We start from the raw sequence: 20,529 nt of genomic DNA on the forward strand, positions 1-20,529 counted from the left end.
ATCAGGTACGCTGGGTATCGATAACCAGCCGCATCAAAGGAGATAGCACATGCCCGTGGATCGTCAGCCTCAAACCGTGCGGAAAGCCGTGGTGGTCGGCGGCAACAGGATCCCGTTCGCCCGCACAGGCGGCGCGTACACCAAGTCGTCCAACCAGGACATGCTCACCGCAGCCCTGGACGGCCTGATCGCCCGCTTCGGCCTGCAGGAGGAGCGCATCGGTGAAGTGGCCGCAGGCGCCGTCCTTAAGCACTCCCGGGATTTCAACCTGACGCGCGAAGCAGTCCTGGGCTCGGCACTGTCACCGGAAACTCCCGCCTACGACCTGCAGCAGGCCTGCGCCACCGGACTGGAAACAGTGCTGGGCCTGGCCAACAAGATCAGGCTCGGCCAACTGGATTCAGCCATCGCGGGCGGCGTGGACTCCGCCTCGGACGCCCCCATCGCCGTCAGCGAAGGACTCCGCGAGGTGCTGCTGGACCTCAGCCGCGCCAAGACACTCCCGCAGCGGCTTCAGATCCTCGCCCGCCTGCGCCCCAAGGACCTCGCCCCGGACGCTCCGAACACCGGAGAGCCCAGGACCGGCCTGTCGATGGGCGAGCACCAGGCCCTGACCACGGCCCAGTGGAACATCTCCCGCGAGGCCCAGGACGAGCTCGCCCTCAACAGCCACCGGAACCTCGCCGCCGCCTATGACGCCGGGTTCTTCGATGATCTCCTCACGCCCTACCGGGGGCTCACCCGGGACTCCAACCTCAGGCCCGACACGAGCCCCGAAAAGCTGGCGTCGCTGAAGCCGGTGTTCGGCCGGAACCTCGGTTCGGAAGCCACCATGACGGCCGGCAACTCCACGCCGCTGACCGATGGCGCCTCCACGGTACTGCTCGCCTCGGAGGACTGGGCGGACGGGCACGACCTGCCCAAGCTCGCCACCGTCCTGGACGGCGAGGCAGCCGCCGTCGATTTCGTCCACGGCAAGGACGGGCTGCTGATGGCGCCGGTGTTCGCCGTCCCGCGCCTGCTGGCACGCAACGGCCTCACCCTGGACGACATCGACTACTTCGAGATCCACGAAGCCTTCGCCGGGACGGTACTGAGCACGCTCGCCGCCTGGGAGGACGAAAAGTTCGGCCGCGAGCGCCTCGGGCTGGACGGTGCCTTCGGCAAGGTCGACAGGTCCAAGCTGAACGTCAACGGATCATCGCTGGCAGCCGGACACCCGTTCGCTGCCACGGGCGGACGCATCGTGGCCACGCTTGCCAAAATGCTGCACGAGAAGGGCAGCGCCGGCGGGCGCCCCGCCCTGGGACTCGTGTCCGTTTGCGCCGCCGGCGGCCAGGGCGTTGTGGCGCTGCTCGAAGCGTACCCGGCAGGAACCTCCGCGGGGGACATCAATGACTGACACCTACGCACGGCTGGTTAACCGCGGCCTCGGCCGGGATCTGGCACGGAAGCTCGGCCTGCCGCAGCCGGCCGAATTGCGGCGCTACCGGCCTGGCCAGCAACTGATCGACGGACCGGTCCTGGTTGGCGGTTCCGGACCCGGTGCCGACGGGATCGCGGCGGCGCTGCTTTCGTGGGGACTCGATGTCCGCCGCCACGCTGTTCCCAAGGAACGGCTCGGCGGAATCGTGCTGGTTCTCGACGCCCTCGAAGCCCCCGGCGACCTGGAGCAGCCGGTCCTTGCGGCAGCCCCGTCACTTCGCGACCTTGCCCCGGGCGGACGGGTGGTGACTGTCTCGCGGGTGCCAGGCGGTTCGCCGGCCACGGCCGCCGCCCGGCAAGGAGTGGACGGGCTTCTGAGGTCCCTGGCCAAGGAACTGCGCGCCGGCGCCACCGGTAACGGCATCCTGCTGGACGACGACGTCAGTCCCACCGCGCCTTCAGCACTAGGTGCGCTGCACTTCTTCCTCTCCGGCCGGTCCGCTTTCGTGGACGGCCAGTTCGTCCGCGTCAGTTCCGCCGAAGGCAGCCTGCCCGACGACGTCGACGCGCCGCTCGCGGGGAAGGTAGCCGTTGTGACCGGTGCGGCCCGCGGCATCGGTGCGGCCATCGCCCGGACGCTTCACCGTGACGGGGCCACCGTTGTGGCGGTGGACATTCCCGCGGCGGGGGACCATCTGGCGGAGGTTGCCAACGGGATCCGCGGGACCGCGCTGCAGCTGGACATCACACGCGACCATGCCGGGCAAAGAATCATCGACCATGCCGTGCGCCGCCATGGCCGGCTCGACATCGTGGTCCACAATGCCGGCATCACCCGGGACAAGCTGCTGGTCAACATGGACCAGTCCCGCTGGGGTTCAGTTATTGACGTGAACATCGCCGCCCAGCTCCGCATCAATGAGGCCCTCCTTGCCTCCGAGTATTTCCGTTCAGCGCCGCGCATCGTTTCGGTTGCTTCCACGAGCGGTATCGCCGGCAACCGCGGACAGACCAACTATGCGGCGTCCAAGGGCGGGGTCATGGGCATGGTCCGGGCCACCGCACCGCTCCTGGCTCAGTACGGCGGTTCGATCAATGCGGTGGCACCCGGATTCATCGAGACAGAGATGACGGCCCGGATTCCCTTCGCCACCCGGGAGATTGCCCGGCGGCTGAATTCACTGCAGCAGGGCGGTCAGCCGGGGGACGTTGCCGAGGCCATTTCCTTCCTCGCGGGCGATTCCGCCGGGGGCATTTCCGGAGAGGTGCTGAGGGTGTGCGGACAAAACCTGGTGGGGGCATGACCGGCAGCCAGCCCCTCATCCTGGGCGAGATGCCGTCCCTCTCCAAGCTGTACGTGAACGCGGCGGCGACGGCGGCCCGCCGCAGGATCCTGGGCTCGCATGCTGCCGCTGTGCTGCCCGCAGTGAGCCACGAAGTCCGCGACGTCCGTACCGACGTCGAAAACCTCACGGCTTACCAGCACCTGCTGGGTGAGACCGCCAGCGACGTGCTGCCGGCAGGGTTCATCCATGCGCTGGCATTCCCCGTGGCCATGAGCGTCATGAACCGCGACGACTTTCCGCTGCCCCTGCTGGGGATGATCCATCTGCGGAACGTGATTGAGTACCGCAGGCCGGTCAGGTTCACTGAGCCCCTGGACATTGTGGCCAGGGCGGAGACGCTCCGGGCGCACCGCGCCGGAACCCAGGTGGATATCGCGGTGGAGGTACGCGCCGCCGGTGACAGCGCTATGTCCTGGTGCGGCGTGTCCACCTATCTCGCCAAGGGCGTGTTCCTGCCCGGCATCGACAAGGCGTCGGCAGCAGCGGCGCCGCAGGGTTTCTCGGCTCCGGACCCCACGGGACTCTGGCAGCTTGGCGTGGACACCGGCCGCGCCTACGCTGCCGTGTCGGGGGACTTCAACCCGATCCACCTGAGTGTCCTTTCCGCCAGGGCCCTGGGCCTGCGCCGGTCCATCGCCCACGGCATGTACCTGGCGTCGAGGGCGCTGGCGGATGTGGGCTCGGCCAAAGGCGACGCCTTCCGCTGGGATGTGGGGTTCGAGGCCCCGGTTTTCCTGCCCGCACGGGTGGCGCTGGATATTTCGACGGCGGAGGCCGGGGACGGCGGCTGGCTGCGGTCCGACTACGTGGCCTGGAGTCCACGGTCCGGGCGGAAGCACTTCAGCGGATCGGTGGCGGCGCTGTAGCACGTGGTGTGCTGCAGCGCCCCATAGATGCTGTGCCGGGCTACTTGCCGTTCGGGTCGGCGACCCGGAGGATGCGGTGCAGGCTGAGCAGGATTGATCCTGCGGCGCTCGGCGTGCCGGCCCCGTTGCCTTCGGCTGCGGTGCGGTCCTCCAGGGAGGCGACCGCCGCATGGGCCGCCTGGAACAGCTCTGCCTGCCGTTCGGCGTCGTCCTCCTCCGCGGAGCGGAGCACCTCGCCCACGGCAGAAAGAGCCTCCGCGAGCGGTTCACTGTAGGGCAGGGGGATGGTGAAAGGCATCTCCTCGCTCCAGATGACGTCGGCAAGCACCTCAGTCATGTCCTGGATGTGGAAGGTGATCTGCTCCAGGTCGCGGACGCTGCGGTAGTCCTCGTCCACGTCGCGGGGATGGAAGCGACGCCGCGGATTCGCCTCGCGGCTGGCGTCCGCCTTCTGCACGGCTGCCCGGACCGAGCGGGCTGACTGGGCCAGGTCCTCCGAGCGGCGTGACCAGTCCTCGTGTTCGGGGGGCCATTTTTCGTGCATGGCTGCCCCCATGTCCTTCAGCTGGCGCGACAGCGACAGGCGCAGCTCCGCGAGGCTGAGGGCGGCAGCGTTGAAGTGCAGTGGCGGGAAGACCAGCAGATTGACGGCGATGCCGACGGCAACGCCCACACCCATCTGCAGCAGGTAGCCGAAAGAAAAATCATCCGGGTTCTGGCCGCCGACCAGCAGCACCAGCAGCGCAGCCGTCGGAATCCAGTCGCGGCCCGCGCCCAGGCGCGGCAGCCCCGCCAGCAGGACGCCCAGTGCCATGACTGCTGCCACGCTGAGCGGCGAGGCGCCGAAGCTGATCAGGACAAACGCCAGGGCAATGCCCGCGCCCAGGCCCACGAGGGTCTGCAGCCCCTGTCGCATCGATCCCGACACGTTCTCATACATAGCAACGAGTGCGCCGAGCGGGGCGTAATAAGCGTAGTGGGCGGCAGCCCCAGGCATGAAGGGCGCAACCCAGAACGCGACGCCGGCCGCCAGTCCCGCCTTGGCCGCCAGCTGAAGGCGCGGCGCGGCGAGGGCACGCGCAGCGCTGGTGGACACTGACTGCCAGATCCTCCGTGGCAGCGGATCACGGGCCGCTGTCTGGTGCTGTTTCGAGGTGCTCACCCTGCGGTGCTAGCCGGCTCCGTGGCCGGCGGCCACTTCCTCGCCCGCCTTGACCGGTCCCGGCGGAGTGCTCTCGCCGAAGGGGCTGCCACCCAGGGACTCCCTGCCGTGGGCGGTCAGCCACCCGGACAATTCCGGGCCCGCGGGGACGATCTGCGTGGGGTTTATGTCCTCGTGCACTATGTAGTAGTGCTGCTTGATCTGCACAAAGTCGATGGTGTCCCCGAAGCCGGGGGTCTGGAACAGGTCCCGGGCATAACCCCACAGCGCCGGCATTTCGCTGAGCTTGTTCAGATTGCACTTGAAGTGGCCGTGGTAGACGGCATCGAAGCGTGCGAGGGTGGTGAAAAGCCGGACGTCCGCCTCGGTGATGGAATCGCCCACCAGGTACCTCTGGCCGGTGAGCCGTTCCTCGAGCCAGTCCATCGCGTTCCACAGCCGGGTGTAGGCAGCATCGTAGGCCTCCTGGGACCCGGCGAAGCCACACCTGTAGACACCGTTGTTGACCTCGGTGAAAACGCGTCGGTTAACACTGTCGATTTCCCCGCGCAGGTGCTCGGGGTACAGCTGCGGCGCACCTGGGCGGTGGAAGTCCGTCCATTCCGTGGAGAAGTCCAGCGTGATCTGAGGGTAGTTGTTTGTCACCACCGCGCCGCTGGCGATGTCAACCACGGCAGGAACCGTGATGCCTCGCGGGTAGTCCGGAAAACGGCGGAAGTACGCCTCCTGCAGCCGCTCGATGCCCAGCACGGGGTCCTTGCCGTCCGCGTCCAGGTCAAAGGTCCAGGACCGGGCATCGTGGGTGGGGCCGGGCTGGCCGAGGCTGATCACGTCCTCGAGCCCCAGGAGCCTGCGAACGATGACGGTGCGGTTGGCCCACGGGCACGCCCGCGCGGCAATCAGCCGGTAGCGCCCCGGCTCCACTGGCCAGCCGGGCTCACCGTTCGGCCCGGGGGTGCCGTCCCGGGTGATGCGGTCCTCGATGTAGTTGGTGTCCCGGGTGAACTCGCCGCCGGTGACGTACGCGCCCCGGGTGCTGTGTTCCTCGTCAATGCTGTGTCCCTCGACACTGCTGTGTGCTTCGACTGTGCTGGTCTTCTCACTCATGGCACCAGACTATGTTGCCGCCCCAAAGACCCGCGACATCGGCAGCCAGGCAACCACCCAGCAGGCCCCCACCACCAGCGAGAACAGGGCGATCCAGACGCCGGACGGCACGGCGGTGGCGCGGTAGAGGATGTAGGCGTCGGAGGAGCGGAGCTGGTCGCGGCGGCGGAGGTGGACGTTCGTGAGCTTGAGCAGGTCCCGGACAGCGGCAACGAGGAGTGCGAGGCCCAGGATGATGGCCACGTGGCCGGTGAACGCGGCGGGCACATTGATGATCATGGCCGCCACCGCCACCACAGCCCCAAGGAGGATGAGTACGCCGGCGGCGTTGCGGATGAAGATCAGCGAAGCCAGCAGGACCAGCAGTCCGGCAGACAGGGCCGCCGGGCCCCAGCCGCTGAAGCCCGCCCACACCAGGGCGGCGCCCGTCACGCCGGGAACGGGATAGCCCCAAAATCCTGACCAGACTGCGGCGGCACGCCCCCGGGTGTAGGACGTGGTGGTTCCGCCGTGATTCAGCTGCAGCCGGATGCCGCCCAGCCGCTGGCCGCTGGTCAGGGCTGCAAAGGCGTGCCCGAGTTCATGCGTAACCGTGGCGAGCAGGCCGAAATAGCGCCACGTGGCACGGGGAACGGACAGCACCGCCGCAATGAACACGACTGCCAGGAGCTCGGTGACGGAGACCACGGGAAGGGCCGTGTGGGTGAATCCAGAAGCCACCCGGTCCCACCATTGTTCCGGCAGGGACAGGCCGGGGACTTGCACATAAACCATAGGAGTCAAGGCTACAGGGGCATTGCCCTTTCGGGTCCGGCTCAGAGCCCGGGCAGCGTGGGCGGATCCTCCATCAGCGATGAAGCGTCGTCCGGAACCACCAGATGCAGCATGCTTTCCACCGGGGCTTCACCCATCGCGACAAGGAGCTCATTGATTGACATCTGCCCGGCAAGTTCACCGGGGTGTTCCTCTTCCATACGTAGAACATATGTGCGAATGCCGGCTGCAGCGGCGAAGGACACGCGGGCAACACCTGATTCCGGGCGCTGCGGGGTTCTGGCAGTGCAGCCCGGCCGGGTCCACGATTGAGGTACACACTAATCCCGAGAGAAGGAAGCCATGGCCACGCTGAAGGAACGCCTGCATGGGGACGTCGTTGCACATCTGAAAGAGCACAACAAGGTGGCCCTGGGCACCGTGCGCAGCGTCCTGGGCGAGATCGAGACCCGGGAGAAGTCCGGCAAGACGCCGGTGGAGCTGGACGATGCGCAGGTGACGGCACTGCTGCAGAAGGAGGCGGCGAAACGGCGCGACACGGCCCGCATCTACACTGAAGCCGGGGAATCGGAGCGGGCCGCGGCGGAAGTCGCCGAAGCGGAGGTCATTGAGGCTTACCTGCCCAAGGCCCTCTCCGCCGCCGAGGTGGAGGGCATCGTCGACGAGGTCATCGAGGGGTTGCGGGCGGACGGCACCGAGCTGTCCGTGCGGCACATGGGCGCCGTGATGAAGCCGGTGACGGCCCGGGTGGCAGGCCGCTTCGACGGAAAGGCCGTGAGCGACATCGTCCGTCAGCGGCTCACCTGAGCAGGCTGGGTGTCACGACTTCCTGCCGATCGACACCGTCCGGCAATGGGAGGACGATTAAGATACACCAACTGTTAGGAGGTCGGTGATGTGCTATTCATCGTGTGAAGGATGGCGGAATTACAGGAAGGAAGCGGCCAAGGAGGCCGAGGGACGGCCGGAAGCAAGGCCGGCCGAGACCCCTGAACCCCAGGTGCAGGCAGAGGAAAGCAGGATGTGGGCCTACCTCGCCCGGCTGGAGGAAACCGCTGACCGTGAGCCTGACCGCATCCGCGAGAACGCGTAGGCACAACAAAGAAAGGCCCCGCCGGTGCGGGGCCTTTCTTTGTTGTGCCTTCCACTCTTGCTCCCTCCTGCTACAGGAGGCCTGCCGCTATGTCCTGCCCGATTCGGCGCAGCAGGGTGGCGGACAGCCCGGGGTCCCGGGCGGAGTCCCGGTCCGTGTACTCCGCCAGCGTGTAGACCCGGCTCAACGCCATCTCGGCCCAGCGCTCCCTCGGGAGCAGCGACCTGCCAGCCACCGCGATGAGCGGGCGGCCGACCGAGCGCCGGGCGACGGCGGCAGGGAGTTTGCCGGCCAGGGTCTGTTCGTCGATGCTGCCCTCCCCAGTGATGACGACGTCGCAGCTGTCCTTGCGGGCATTGAAGTCCAGCAGGTCCAGGAAATAGTCCGCGCCTGACACCTGCGTTGCCCCCAGAAGCAGGCAGGCGAAGCCGAGTCCTCCCGCGCTTCCCGCGCCGGCGTGTTCCGCCAGCGTCCCGGCATTGAGGACCCCGGCCTCCGACAGCGTGTCCACAAAGCGTTTCAGCCCGTCCTCGAGGGCCGCGATTTGCTTCGGCCCCGCACCTTTCTGCGGCCCGAAGACGGCAGGCGCGCCCCGGGGGCCAAGCAGCGGATTGAGTATATCGCTGGCCATGACCAGTTCGATTCCATCGAGGTCGGGGCGGCCGGTCCGCTCAATGGACCGGATCCGGCCGAGGGCTTCGCCGGCGCCGTTGAGCTCATGTCCCGCGGCGTCAAGGAAGCGGTAGCCCAGCGCGGACAGCATGCCTATGCCGCCGTCAGTGCTGGCACTGCCGCCCAGTGCCAGCACCACCCGTGCGGGCTTAAGGCCGAGGGCGAACAGGACCGCTTCCCCGAAGCCGCGGCTGGAGGCATTCAGCGGGTCCAGCTCGCCGTCGGGCAGGAGTGCGAGACCGCAGGTGTTGGCGACCTCGACGACTGCCGTGGCGCCGTCGAAGGCGATGTCCGCCTGGACGGGCCGGCCGGTAGGGCCGGGCACGGTGACGCTGTAACGGGTGAAGCCGGAGGTGACGGCAGCATCCACACTGCCGTCGCCGCCGTCGGCCAGCGGAAGCAGTTCACAGTGGACCGCTCCGGCTCTGCCGGACACACCAGTTGCGGAGCGGAGCCCTGCGGCCAGGGCACCGGCCACCTCAGCCGCGGTGAGGCTGCCTTTGAATTTGTCGGGTGCGATCAGGGCACGTACGGGAGCCGGGGCGGTAGCGTTGTGCATGTCAGACGGTTTCCGAGTAGGCGCGGCGGCGGTAATGGGCGGGGTCCGCCGTGTGGTGTTTGGCGTCCCCGGGCCCGGCATTCCCGTTCTTGGCATCGTGCCGGGTGGAGTGGTGGCCGTATTCGGTGAGGTCCTCGTCGATGCGGGTGACGTCTTCGGCATGGACGGGATCCTCGGCGGGCATCGGCTCGACGGTTTCCCCGGCGAAGACCCGGCGGGCGCGGTCGGCGTCGAGGGTGCGGTCCCACCAGGCGATGAAGAGGGTGGCGACGGCATTGCCGGTGAAGTTCACCAGGGCACGGCATTCGGACATGAACTTGTCGATGCCGAAGATGAGCATGATACCGGCGGCGGGGATGGTGCCGAGGGTGGTCAGCGTGGCGGTCAGGGCGATGAAACCGCCGCCGGCAACACCCGCCGCACTCTTGGAGGTCAGCAGCATCACGGCGAGCAGGCCCAGCTGCTGTCCGATGGTGAGATCAGTGTTGGTGGCCTGGGCGATGTAGAGCGCGGCCAGGGACAGGTAGATCGCGGCGCCGTCCAGGTTGAAGCTGTACCCGGTGGGGACGACGAGGCCGACGGTTTCCTTCTTCACGCCCGCATGCTCGAGCTTGCGCATCAGGCCGGGCAGGGCCGGCTCCGCGGTGGAGGTGCCGAGGATGAGCATGTATTCCTCTTTGAGGTGGCGGATCATCGTGAAGATGTTCAGCTTCAGGAAGGCCATGACCGAGCCGAGCACGATCACCACGAAGAGGATCGAGGTGGCGTAGAACAATGCGATGAGGCCGCCCATGCTGGTGAGGGAGGAGACGCCGAACTTGCCCACGGCGTAGGCCATCGCCCCGAAGGCACCGATCGGGGCGGCCTTCATGATGAAGCCAAGGATTTTGAACATCACCGCGGTCAGGCGCTGAACACCGTCCAGGACGGGCGTACCCACCTTGCCCATGGCGTTCAGGGCAATGCCGAAAACAACAGCGATGAAGATGATCTGCAGGATGTCGCCCTCCACGAATGGCCCCACGATGCTGTTGGGGATGATGTGCGTGAGGAACTGCCACCACTCCTGGTGCTGGCCGGCGTCGATGAGCTTTGCCGCGGATTCGGAGGTCTTGATGGTGCTGGCGTCGGCGTTGACACCGTCCCCGAGGCGGAAGATGTTGATGGCTACCAGGCCGAAGACCATGGCGCAGATGGTGCCGATCTGGAAATAGGTGAGGGCCTTCAGTCCGGTCATCCCCACCTTTTTGAGGTCGGCGACGCTGGCGATGCCGCCCACGATGGTCAGGAACACAATCGGCCCGATGAGCATCTTCATCGCGTTGACGAAAGTGGCGCCGATGGGTTCCATGGCGATGCCGGCGGCCGGCGCCAGCCAGCCGAGCAGAATGCCGAAGACAATGGCTGTCAGCACCCAGAAGTACAGCTGCCTGTACCAACGTGTCTTGCGGGCCGACTGCGTCTTGGCTGGGGCAGCCGGGCCGGCGGTGGTGATGTGGTCCATGATTCCTACCTCGTTGTGGAATGTCGCTGGAGAAGGCTGAAGGGTTTGGTTAAGCGGCGTCCGACGGCGGCCGGCCCGGCCGCCATCGTACGTTTCAGTAAGCGGGCGTAAGCGGCGTCCCGAGCGACCCGACGCGAGCTTGCGGGCGTTGGGAAGGGACCTCCACGGGACGACGGCGGCCGGGGGGGGGGGGGCCGCCCGTCGCACGTAAGAGCGCGGCCTAGACAGAGGCAAGCGAGTGGGTCAGGGCCGCGATAATCGCTTCGGTGACGTCGTCGGTGGTGGATTCACCGCCGACGTCGCGGGTCAGGTGCCCGGCGCCGGTGGTCTGCTCAATGGCGGCCTCGACGCGGCGGGCTTCCTCGTGCAGGCCGAAGTGGTCAAGCATCAGGGCTGCGCTGGCGATCGCGCCGATGGGGTTGCTGATGCCCTTGCCGGCGATGTCCGGGGCGGAGCCGTGGACCGGTTCGAACATGGACGGGAAGCGGCGTTCCGGGTTCAGGTTGGCGCTCGCCGCCAGGCCGAGGCTGCCGGCCAGGGCTGAGCCGAGGTCGGACAGGATGTCGGCGTTCAGGTTGGAGGCAACGACGACGGACAGATCCTCGGGATGCAGGATGAACTTGGCGCTCATCGCATCGACAAGGACGCTTTCGGTCTGCACGTCTGGGTAATCCAGGGCCACCCGCTTGAAGGTTTCATCCCAGAGGACCATGCCGTACTGCTGCGCGTTGGACTTCGTCACCGAGGAGACCTTCTTCACGGTGCGGGTCCGGGCGAGGTCGAAGGCGTACCGCATGATGCGCTCGCAGCCCTTCTCGGTGAACAGCGCGGTCTGCAGTGCAACCTCGTTGCCGGGGCCGCGGCCGCTCAGGTTTCGGCCGCCGAGGCCGGCATACTCGCCTTCGCTGTTCTCGCGGACAACGATCCAGTCGAGTTCTGTGTTGTCTGCCTTGCGGAGCGGGGACTGGATGCCGGGGAGGAACTTGACCGGCCGGATGTTGGCCCACTGGTCGAAGTTCTGCGTGATGTTCAGGCGCAGGCCCCACAGGCTGACGTGGTCCGGGACGTTCTCCCAGCCGACGGCGCCGAAGTAGATGGCGTCGAAGTCCTTCAGGGCCTCCAGGCCGTTGGGGTCCATCATCTGCCCGGTCTTCTCGTAGTAGCCGCAGCCCCACGGGAACTCGGTCCACTCGAAGGCGAACTTGCCGTTCGAGTTGTCCGCCAGTGCGTCCAGGACGCGGCGGCCGGCGGAAACGACTTCCTTGCCGACGCCGTCTGCGGGGATTGAAGCGATGCTGAATGTCTGGGTGGCGCTCATTGCCGACCTCCTCGTTGAGTGTGTTGGCAGGGTCACACTGCCTTTCCTCTTCAAGTAGAAGCCAGGCCGGTTGGATGCGTCCAAGACCAAGATTCGATCCGGCAAATAGGTTCAGCCTATGAGTCGGCGTCTGCGTGCTCCAGGGCAACGTGCCGTTCCGCCACGTCGAGGAAGGCGCGGGCAGCCGGTGTCTGGCCGTCCTTCCGGCTCAGGATGGCCACGTCCAGGTGGGAGACGGGTTCGATCTGCAGAGTGCGAAGGCCGGCCTTGTGCGCGGTGGGCGCCCAGGAGGATGGCATGACGGCGTGTCCGACGCCGGCCAGCACCAGGGGCAGGATCGAGGTCCGGTGTGCGACTTCGACGACGATTTCGACCTTAACGCCGTGCGCCAGTGCATCGTCCACGAGCCAGCGCATCAGTGATCCGCGCTGGCTGGCGATCAGCCGGTGCCCGTCCAGGTCCTCCCGCTGGATGGTGCTCCCGTCGGGGAATGCGTCCGCCTGGGGGTTGACGATGAGGATCAGCGGCTGGCGTTCCAGGTCCAGTACGTTGACTCCCGGGACACGGACCGGGCTGGAGGAGCCGGCCAGGCCAATCTCGGTGCTGCCGCTGCGGACCGACTCGATGACCTCCTCCGGGGTGAAGGCGGCGCTGACGTTGAGGCGGACCTTCGGGTGCAGCCTGGTGAACGCGGCGGTCATGGACGTCAGCGGCTCGATGCCGGGGGAGGGCATGCTGATGATGTCCAGGCGCCCGCTCCGCAGGCCGCGGAGCGCCTGCACGGCAGACTGGGCAGCGTCCAGGTCGCGCATCACCAGCCGGGCTGGCCCCACAAGTTCCTTTCCGGCCTCGCTAAGGACGGCCCGGCGCCCGATGCGGTGGAACAGCGGCACGCCCAGGTCCTTCTCCAGGCTGGCAATGGTCTGGGACAGGGACGGCTGCGCGATGAGCAGGTGTTCCGCCGCACGGTTGAATCCGTCGTGGTCAACCACCGCCAGGAAATACTTCAGCTTCCGGGTGTCCACGCTGGCTCCTTTTCCGGTCCGCTTTGCTGTTTGCCCCGGACCTGGCCCCGCAGCGCGTCCCGGGGTGGGGCGGCCTGCCGGAGCCCTGAAAGCTTACGCCCATCAGCGGCCGAGGGCCGTGAGCTGACGGAGTAGCGCGGTGAAACTGCTGGCATACTCTGAGCATGGCCGTCACGTTTGAAAGCACCACACGGACAACCATCGGGATGACCGAGCTGTTTGACCTCTCCCGAAGCATCGATGCCCACAAGGACTCCATGGCCCGCTCGCGGGAGGAAGCCGTTGGTGGCGTCGCTTCCGGGCTGATCTCTCTGGGGGAGGAAGTAACCTGGCGCGCCTGGCACTTCGGGCTGCCGATACGGATGACAAGCCGGATTACCGAGATGCAGCTGCCCCACTACTTCGTTGACGAGCAGGTCCGCGGGCCGTTTCGTCACTTCCGCCACGTCCATGAATTCACTGCGGACGGGGCCGGAACCATCATGGTGGACAGGATCGACTTCGCGGCGCCGTGCGGGCTCCTGGGACGCCTTGCGGAGAAACTCTTCCTGGCGCGCTACCTCCGCCAACTCATCGAGACGCGCAACCTGTACCTGACCGCCGGAGCACGGGCTGAATGATGCTCCGGCGGTCAAGCGAAAGGAGCCCGCCTACTGAACTGCGAGTTTCTGCAGGGCGAGCTCCTGTTCTGCCGCCTTCCGGGATTTCCTCGACTGGGCGAACCGCAGATAGAGCGACGGCACAATAAACAGGTTCAGCAGCGTGGAGGTCAGGAGTCCGCCGAGGATGACCACAGCCATCGGGTATTCGATCTCATGCCCGGGCACATCCCCCATGACGACCAGGGGCACCAGGGCGAGTCCGGTGGCAAGGGTGGTCATAAGGATCGGGGAGAGCCGTTCACCGGCGCCCCTCAGCACGAGCGAGCCGCTGAACGGAACCCCCTCGATCCTTTCCAGATGCAGGCAGTGGCTGATGAGCAGGATGCCGTTCCGGGCCGCGATTCCCATGACTGTCAGGAACCCCACGAGCGAGCCCAGCGACAGCACGCCACCGGTGAAATACGCAGCCAGGACTCCTCCGACGAGTGCAATAGGCAAGGTCAGGAGGGCGAGGATCGCCAACCGCCAGCTGCGGAACGACGCCTGCAGGAGCACGAGGATCAGAATCAGCGCCGCGACAGCGAGAATCGTCAGGCGCTCCGTGGCCGCCTGCCGCTCCGTATATTCGCCCAGGAGCTGGACGCTGTAGCCTACGGGCAGGTTGAGGGACTTCAGGCGTTCCTGCAGCTGTGTGACAACGTGGCCGAGGTCCGCCCCGGGGTCGATGAAGGACCCAACCTCGACCCTGCGGGACCCGTTGGTGCGGTCGATGAGGTTCGGGGTGGCCTGCACGTTGACGTCGGCGACGTCGGCGAGGCGCACGCGCTTTCCGCCCGGCGTATCTATGGGCAGGTCCTCGATGCTGGTGACGTTTGCCCGCGTCTCCGGTGTGCTCCACACCTGGACGTCGTAGGCCCGTCCGTCCCGGAAGACGTCGCCCACCTCTTCCCCGGCTACGAGGGTCGCAGCAGCGCGTCGCACGTCCCCGGGCTTAAGGCCAAACTTTTCCGCCGCCGCCAGGTTCACTTTGACGGTAATCTGCGGTACGTCGACTTCCAGGGAGATATGGGGATCGTCGGTCCCTTCTATCTCACTGAGGATTCCCTTGATCCTCTGGGCCTGCTCACGCAGCACGGCAAGATCGTCACCGTAAACCCGGACGAGGATGGGTTCGCTGGCCCCCGTCAGGACCTCTTCGATCCTCTCCTTCAGGTAGGTCTGCACGTCGCGGTGCAGGCCCGGGTATCCGTCCACGACATCCTGGACGGCTGCGACCGTCTGCTCGTAATTGGCGTGACGGTCAATGCTGATCCAGTGTTCACCGGCGTTGACGCCGACAATTTCGTCAGCCTGAAAGGCCTGGCCGATATGCGTTCCGCAGTTGAGGACCCCGGGCACCTTGAGGAACGCTGCGCAGCCCCGCTGGGCAATCCGGTATTCTTCTGCTGCCGACGTGCCCGGTTCCGACACCCAGTGCATCAGGAAGTCGCGTTCCTTGAACGTGGGGAACAAAGACTGTCCGAGCAGAGGGGCGATCGCCAGACCCACAAGGGCAAGGGCCCCGAAGCCGGCGTAGCCGTAGCGCGGCCGGTTCATGATGCGGGACAGTAGCGCGTGGTAGCCGCGTTTGAGCACGCGGACCAGCGGCGGATCGAGTTGCTCCAGTTTTGCCCTGGCCAACAGGATCAAGGCAAGTGCCGGCGTCACGGTGAGCGCCACCAGCATCGAGGCCAGGACGGCCAGAGTGTAGGAGACGGCAAGAGGCCTGAAGAATACTCCCGTGAGCCCTTCCAGGAAAAAGATGGGCAGGGCGGCCACGACAATGATCAGGGTGGCATAGACAATCGGGCTTCGCATTTCCAAGGAGGCCTTCAGCACCACGGACGCCGTCGATTCACCTCCGCCGTAGCCACGGTGTTGCCGCAGGCGGCGCATGATGTTTTCGACGTCGATGATCGCGTCGTCGACGACGACCCCCACCGCAATGACCAGCCCGGCCAGGATCATCGTGTTGACCGAACCGCCGGTGAGGTACAGCACCATGACGGCTGTGAGTAGGGAGAGCGGAATGGCGATCAGGCTGATGAGCGCTGTCCGCCACTGGAACAGGAAGGCGCTCAGGATCATGACCACCAGCAGGCAGCCCAGGAGGAGGGCGAGGCTGAGGTTGGAAACGGCCTCCTCGATGAAGCTCGCCGGACGGAAGATGGTGGTGTCAAAGGTGACACCGCTCATACCCGGCTGAAGTTCGTGGAGGGCTTCCTCAACGCCCTTGGTCACCTCGAGCGTGTTGCCCCACGGGAGCTTCTCGACAATAAGCATCAGTCCATGACCGTTGTTGATAACTGCATCACCGATCAGCGGCTGATGGTCCTCCACCACCCTGGCAACGTCGCCCAGGTGCAGTGCGGTGCCGTGGTCTTCGCGTATGGTCACCCGGGCCAGATCCTCGGGGCTCGTGATCGGCTGGACGTGGCGGATGCTCATCTGCTGGTTCGGGCTGCCGACGAAGCCGCCGGTGCCGATGAATTTTCCGGGTGAGTACTGGAGCAGACCGGCGTCCACAGCCCCGGCCGTTACTTCCATGACCTGGTTAAGCGAGACATTCTTGGCTTTGAGCCGCTCAGGCTGGACCTGGACCTGCAGCATCTGGAGCCGCTCGCCCCAGATGGCCACGTTGGCCACGCCCGGGACCCGCAGCAGCCGGGCCCGGATGGTCCAGTACGACAGCATGGACATCTCGATCAGGGACCGGTTGGACGACGTCATCCCGATTTTCATGACGCGGCTGGTCGAGGACAGCGGCTGCAGCATCACCGGGGGAGCAGCCCACGTGGGCAGGGCCGACGTCACGGAAGCCATCCGCTCGGAAACCTGCTGCCGGGCGTTGAGCAGGTCGGTCCCCTGTTTGAAGATCAGGACGATCGAGGACAGCTGGGGCACCGACTTTGACCTCAGCTCATCCAGGCCCGGCATTCCGGAAAGAGACGCCTCAATCGGCACTGAGACGAGTTCCTCGACCTCCTGGGCCGTGAGCCCCAGGCAGGCCGTCTGGACCTCGACCCGCGGGGGCGCGAACTCCGGGAAAACATCCAGCGATGCCTTACTGAGCTGGACGGATCCCAGCAGCATCACCACGCAGGCAAGGGCAACAACTATCGTCCTGAACCTGAGGCTGATTCCTACGATCCACCGCATGTCAGCTCGCCACATCCAGTTCAGCGCCGAAGAGCTCTTCGGCCCCCAGAGTGACCACAGTCGTGCCCGGGGCCGGACCGTCGCTTAGCGTGGCCAGCTCGCCGTCGATCCGATCCACTGTGACGGATTGGCGGACATAGACGCGGGGGCCGGCAATTGTATAGACCCAGGTCCTTCCCTCACTGTCGTAGAGGATTGCCAGATAGGGGGCAGTGAGTTTCCCACTCTTGGCATCCAGCTTCGTCGTCGACGTCTGGAGGCCGATGTTCCCGGCGGCGCGTTCATTCAGCGTGATGCGCTTAAGGTCGGTCCCGGGTACCTCCTCAAGGCTCGCGGCAGCGTCACCGGCTGCCGGAGCCTCAGACGGTGGCTGGCTGCATGCCGGCAATGCCTGGGTCAGGAGACCCAGGACGGTAAGAACCATCAGGCCGCGCACCCGCGGCGAAGTCGTTGTCATGATGTATTCCGGCTTTCACAGGCCCGTGGGGGCGTCGGCAAGTGCGGGTTGTGTCGTTGCTGTTCGTGTCCCTGCCTGGCTGCCTTCGAAGCGGAGCAGGATTGCGGGGAGCACAAACAGGACGAAAAGGGTGGTAGTCAGCAGGCCGCCCCAGATGATGATGGCGATCGGCTGGATGACCTCAGTTCCTGTCACACCGCCCAGGAGAACGAGCGGAAGCAGGGCGGCGGCGGTGGTCACCACGGACGCGAGGGTCGGCTTGAGCCTGTTGCGTGCGGCGCGGATAACGAGGGCGGGCCCCGTGGCTTCGCCATGCCTGGCGCGGAGGTTCCTGACCTCGCCGGCGAGCAGCAGGCAGCTGCGGACTGCTATGCCCAAGATGGCAGAGAACGCGACAAACGCCGCCAGGTAGTTGGCCCCGCCATCTGCCAGGGCGGCAATGACACCGCCCGAGAGGGATGCGATCAGTCCGAGGAATACGGCGGCTGAAAGCCGCCACCCGCCCAGCGCTGTCTGCAGCAGAACCAGGATGCCGAAGGCAGCTACGGCTGCCAGCAGCCACAGCCACTGGAAGGCCGACTGCTGCTGCGCGAACCGGGTGAGGATCTCCGCGTGGTAGGCCACCGGGAACTGGATCTGCTGCAGGCCTCTTTCGATGTCCTGCTGCACATCAGCCAGCCCGCGCCCCTGGATGTCCGCCTTTACATCCACGCGCCGGGAAGTGTCGTCATGCACGATGACCGCATCGTTTGGAACGATACTGACCTCGGCGACGTCGCCAAGACGCACATGCCCGCCTTTGGGAGTGTCGATCAGCAGCTCGCTGACGCTGGTGAGGCTGTTCCGGGTTGCAGGCGTTCCCTTGACCACCACGGAGAAGACCTTCTGCTGCTCGTAGACGTTACCCACTTCGATGCCCTGCAGCAGCGCAGCCGCCGCACGCCGGACATCGCCGGGTATGACGCCTGCCTTCTGTGCTTTCGCCAGGTCCACCTTGACCTGGACGGTCGGCTGTTCGATGGCGGCATCAACGCGGGGATTTACCACACCGGCCGTGTGCGCGAGAACCTGCCGCACTTCCTCGGCCTTTGCCCGGAGGGTGGCCATGTCTACGCCGTAGACCCTGACGCCGAATCCGGAATCGGCAGCTTCCCGGATCTGGTCGATTTTCTGTTGCGGGTAGGTGGAGACCGTTGCGCTCAGCCCTGGGTACCCGGCCACGACCCTTTGTACGTCCTCAAGGGTGCTGGAGTACGAGGCATCCTTTGCCACTCCCACCCACAGCTCCCCGGAACTGATGTCTCCCACGTGGTCGGACGTAATGGCGCGCCCAACCTCGGTGGCCACATTGGAGACGCCCTGCACCGCCCGCAGTTCGCGGGCCGCGGTGTCGGTGATCCGGACCATCTCCTGGTCGGAGGTGCCAGGCGCGGCCCTCCACTGGACCACCAGCGTGTTGTCTGCCAGCACCGGCACCACAGGGTGGTTGGGGACCAGCTGCGGCGCCAACGCCAGGGCGGCGAGCGCCATGACCGCCGCGGCGGCAAGGACCAACGCGGGCTTGCCGGGCCGGCGGGACAGTGCCCGCCCATACCGGATACGGAGGCGCTGCATAGCCTGGCGCTCGCGGCCCGGGGCCGCTGATGCCGGCGGCAGGAAGAACGCCAGGGCCGCTGTCACTGTGAGGGCCACGACCATGGCGACCGCCAGGGCGAGCAGATATGCAATTACCAGGGGCCCGAACATGGCGCCGTTTTGGCCAGGGACAAAGAGCATGGGGAGCACGCTCAGCGCCATAATCAGCAGGGCGTAGAACAGCGAGGTGCGGACTGGCCGTAACGCACCCGCAAGCAGGGCGATCCTCGAATCCCCGAGGTCGGTTGCCTTGGATGCCCGGTAGGCCCTGGCGGCGGAGTTCAGGTCTTCCGCTACATCCCCGATGATGACGGTCAGTGCGAGGATCATGCCGGCGAAGACCAGGGTGTTGAGCCCGGCCCCGCGTAGGGTTAGCAGCAGGGCCGCAGCAATGAGCGAGAGCGGTACGGTGATCAGGGTGATCAGTGCGCTGCGCCAGGACCGGAAGATCACTCCGAATGCCGCCGCGACCAGCAGTAGCGTGACAAGCAGCGCGACACCAAGGGTGCCCATTTCCTGCTCGACGTACGACTCCTGCCGGTACACGGTGGTGTCGGCGGTTACGCCGGGTAGCCCGGCCTGGAGCTCGCGCATAGTCTCGTCGAGCCCCTTTGTGACGTCCGCGGTGTTTGTCTCCGGGAACTTCTCAATTACCAGCAACAGCTCAGCGTCCTGGCCGGGCTGTGCATCACCGATCAACGGCTGGTGGTCCGTCTGGACCTGGGCGACGTCCCCGAGGAGCAGTTTGCTGGAGGTGCCCTGGAGGCTGACTTTTCCGAGGTCCTCGGGAGTGGTGATGGGAAGGACATGCTGGACGCCCAGCCGCTGATGTCCCGTCTCCAGAAAGCCGCCCGTGCCCGGCGTTGAGGCCTCAAGGTAGCTCAACGGGGACACCCACACGGAGTTGCCCGTGGTCCTGATGACCTGGTCCAGTGTCACGCCCTTAGCTTCCAGCCGCTTGGGGTCCACGAGTACCTGCAACTGCTGGTCGCGCTGGCCCCAGATGGAAATGTTCGCTACTCCGGGAACGGCCAAAAGCGCCGGCTTCATGGTCCACCGTGCCAGCACGGACATGTCGATGGGGGACATGTCCTTGGACGTGAGCCTGACCATCATCACCCGGCTGGTGGAAGACAGTGGTTGCATGAGCACGGGTGCTGCCGACACGTTGGGCAGCGCCCTGGCCTGGGTCAAGCGCTCAGCGACGAGCTGGCGTGCCCGGAACATGTCCGTACCCGGCTGGAAGACCAACTGGATCGAGGACAGGCCGGGAAGTGACTTGGAACGGATCGCCTCCACCCATGCCACACCGTTGAGGAGGTCGGCCTCCATGGGTGACGTGATGAGCTGTTCGACTTCACCGGCAGAGAGCCCCAGGGCCTCGGTCTGGATTTCGACCTGCGGCGGTGCGAACTCGGGGAAGGCGTCAACCGGCATGGTGGGCAGGGCGGTGAAGCCGTACCCGAGGACGCCGGCGGCCACGACCAGGACAAGGATCCGGAACTGCAGAACCCAGCCGAGAATGGCGCCCATCATGGCCTGTTCACCGCCAGCTTCATGCCCGCTGACTTCACGGGCAGCGAAGGGCTGGGAGTGCTGCCAGGCCGACGGCGATGTCGGTGTTTGGTGGACAGTCCAGCGGTTCTTTGCGTTTCAGGACGCCTTGTGTGCGGGTTCACGCTCAGATCTACGCTGAGGTGACGGGGGAAGAAAGTCTCAACTGCAGAATATGTGTTCACGGCGCGGCTCCATTGCTACTGCCTTCGCGCCCCCCAAACGTCTAGCA

17 protein-coding genes are annotated in these 20,529 nt (G+C 66.2%); 6 read left to right on the forward strand and 11 right to left on the reverse strand.

What is annotated here, in order from left to right:
* Positions 1–49 precede the first annotated feature (49 nt).
* From QFZ23_RS13550 to QFZ23_RS13560, 3 genes are read left to right on the forward strand one after another with little or no spacing between them, the layout of a single operon-like run.
* Positions 50–1,402 (forward strand): acetyl-CoA C-acetyltransferase, encoded by a 1,353-nt coding sequence (locus QFZ23_RS13550; RefSeq protein WP_306923669.1) that lies wholly within the window; start codon positions 50–52, stop codon positions 1,400–1,402.
* Positions 1,395–2,729: a 3-oxoacyl-ACP reductase gene (locus QFZ23_RS13555; RefSeq protein ID WP_306923670.1), complete on the forward strand. Its 1,335-nt coding sequence runs from the start codon at positions 1,395–1,397 to the stop codon at positions 2,727–2,729. Before QFZ23_RS13550 ends, QFZ23_RS13555 begins: the two co-directional genes overlap by 8 nt.
* Complete coding sequence (locus QFZ23_RS13560) at positions 2,726–3,637, forward strand: MaoC family dehydratase (protein WP_306923671.1); 912 nt, start codon at positions 2,726–2,728, stop codon at positions 3,635–3,637. The genes QFZ23_RS13555 and QFZ23_RS13560 overlap by 4 nt, the downstream gene beginning before the upstream one ends.
* 40 nt (positions 3,638–3,677) lie before the next feature.
* Here the strand turns inward: QFZ23_RS13560 and QFZ23_RS13565 are convergent, their stop codons facing one another.
* The 4 genes from QFZ23_RS13565 to QFZ23_RS13580 form a co-directional block, all read right to left on the reverse strand.
* Positions 3,678–4,733 carry an FUSC family protein gene (locus QFZ23_RS13565; protein ID WP_306923672.1) on the reverse strand — a complete coding sequence of 352 codons (1,056 nt, stop codon included), beginning with the start codon at positions 4,731–4,733 and terminating at the stop codon, positions 3,678–3,680.
* A gap of 75 nt (positions 4,734–4,808) precedes the next feature.
* The gene (locus QFZ23_RS13570; protein ID WP_306923674.1) at positions 4,809–5,906 is read right to left on the reverse strand and encodes a glutathione S-transferase family protein; all 1,098 of its coding nucleotides are present in this window, start codon (positions 5,904–5,906) and stop codon (positions 4,809–4,811) included.
* A 9-nt stretch (positions 5,907–5,915) separates the two neighbouring features.
* Positions 5,916–6,680, reverse strand: coding sequence for a M50 family metallopeptidase (locus tag QFZ23_RS13575; RefSeq protein WP_306923676.1), 765 nt, complete (start codon positions 6,678–6,680; stop codon positions 5,916–5,918).
* A 41-nt stretch (positions 6,681–6,721) separates the two neighbouring features.
* Positions 6,722–6,880, reverse strand: a complete 159-nt coding sequence (locus QFZ23_RS13580) for a hypothetical protein (protein ID WP_214854297.1) — start codon at positions 6,878–6,880, stop codon at positions 6,722–6,724.
* 142 nt (positions 6,881–7,022) lie between these two features.
* Here QFZ23_RS13580 and QFZ23_RS13585 point away from each other — a divergent pair, with 142 nt between their 5' ends.
* On the forward strand, positions 7,023–7,487 hold the full coding sequence (locus QFZ23_RS13585) for a GatB/YqeY domain-containing protein (protein WP_306923677.1): 465 nt from the start codon (positions 7,023–7,025) through the stop codon (positions 7,485–7,487).
* 88 nt (positions 7,488–7,575) lie between these two features.
* Positions 7,576–7,773, forward strand: a complete 198-nt coding sequence (locus QFZ23_RS13590; protein ID WP_306923678.1) for a hypothetical protein — start codon at positions 7,576–7,578, stop codon at positions 7,771–7,773.
* Positions 7,774–7,843: 70 nt separating this feature from the next.
* Here QFZ23_RS13590 and QFZ23_RS13595 read toward each other — a convergent pair whose 3' ends face one another.
* From QFZ23_RS13595 to QFZ23_RS13610, 4 genes are all read right to left on the reverse strand, one after another.
* On the reverse strand, positions 7,844–9,004 hold the full coding sequence (locus QFZ23_RS13595; RefSeq protein WP_306923679.1) for a glycerate kinase: 1,161 nt from the start codon (positions 9,002–9,004) through the stop codon (positions 7,844–7,846).
* A gap of 1 nt (position 9,005) precedes the next feature.
* A complete protein-coding gene (dctA, locus tag QFZ23_RS13600; RefSeq protein ID WP_306923681.1) occupies positions 9,006–10,508 on the reverse strand; it encodes a C4-dicarboxylate transporter DctA in 1,503 nt (500 codons plus the stop codon).
* Between the two features lie 220 nt (positions 10,509–10,728).
* On the reverse strand, positions 10,729–11,826 hold the full coding sequence (locus QFZ23_RS13605; protein ID WP_306923684.1) for a tartrate dehydrogenase: 1,098 nt from the start codon (positions 11,824–11,826) through the stop codon (positions 10,729–10,731).
* Positions 11,827–11,942: 116 nt separating this feature from the next.
* Positions 11,943–12,851, reverse strand: a complete 909-nt coding sequence (locus QFZ23_RS13610) for a LysR family transcriptional regulator (protein ID WP_306923686.1) — start codon at positions 12,849–12,851, stop codon at positions 11,943–11,945.
* 164 nt (positions 12,852–13,015) lie between these two features.
* Between QFZ23_RS13610 and QFZ23_RS13615 the strand changes: the two genes are divergently transcribed.
* Positions 13,016–13,471, forward strand: a complete 456-nt coding sequence (locus tag QFZ23_RS13615) for an SRPBCC family protein (protein ID WP_306923687.1) — start codon at positions 13,016–13,018, stop codon at positions 13,469–13,471.
* Positions 13,472–13,501: 30 nt separating this feature from the next.
* Here QFZ23_RS13615 and QFZ23_RS13620 read toward each other — a convergent pair whose 3' ends face one another.
* The 3 genes from QFZ23_RS13620 to QFZ23_RS13630 are packed head-to-tail and all read right to left on the reverse strand — an operon-like array spanning position 13,502 to position 20,279.
* Entirely contained in the window at positions 13,502–16,651 is a 3,150-nt protein-coding gene (locus QFZ23_RS13620) for an efflux RND transporter permease subunit (protein ID WP_306923689.1), read from the reverse strand.
* Between the two features lies 1 nt (position 16,652).
* Positions 16,653–17,108 (reverse strand): hypothetical protein, encoded by a 456-nt coding sequence (locus tag QFZ23_RS13625; RefSeq protein ID WP_306923690.1) that lies wholly within the window; start codon positions 17,106–17,108, stop codon positions 16,653–16,655.
* 15 nt (positions 17,109–17,123) lie between these two features.
* Positions 17,124–20,279 carry an efflux RND transporter permease subunit gene (locus tag QFZ23_RS13630; protein WP_306923692.1) on the reverse strand — a complete coding sequence of 1,052 codons (3,156 nt, stop codon included), beginning with the start codon at positions 20,277–20,279 and terminating at the stop codon, positions 17,124–17,126.
* Between the last annotated feature and the right edge of the window lie 250 nt (positions 20,280–20,529).

This window comes from Arthrobacter globiformis, from assembly GCF_030818015.1.
GTDB classification, from domain to species: Bacteria; Actinomycetota; Actinomycetes; order Actinomycetales; family Micrococcaceae; genus Arthrobacter; species Arthrobacter globiformis_C.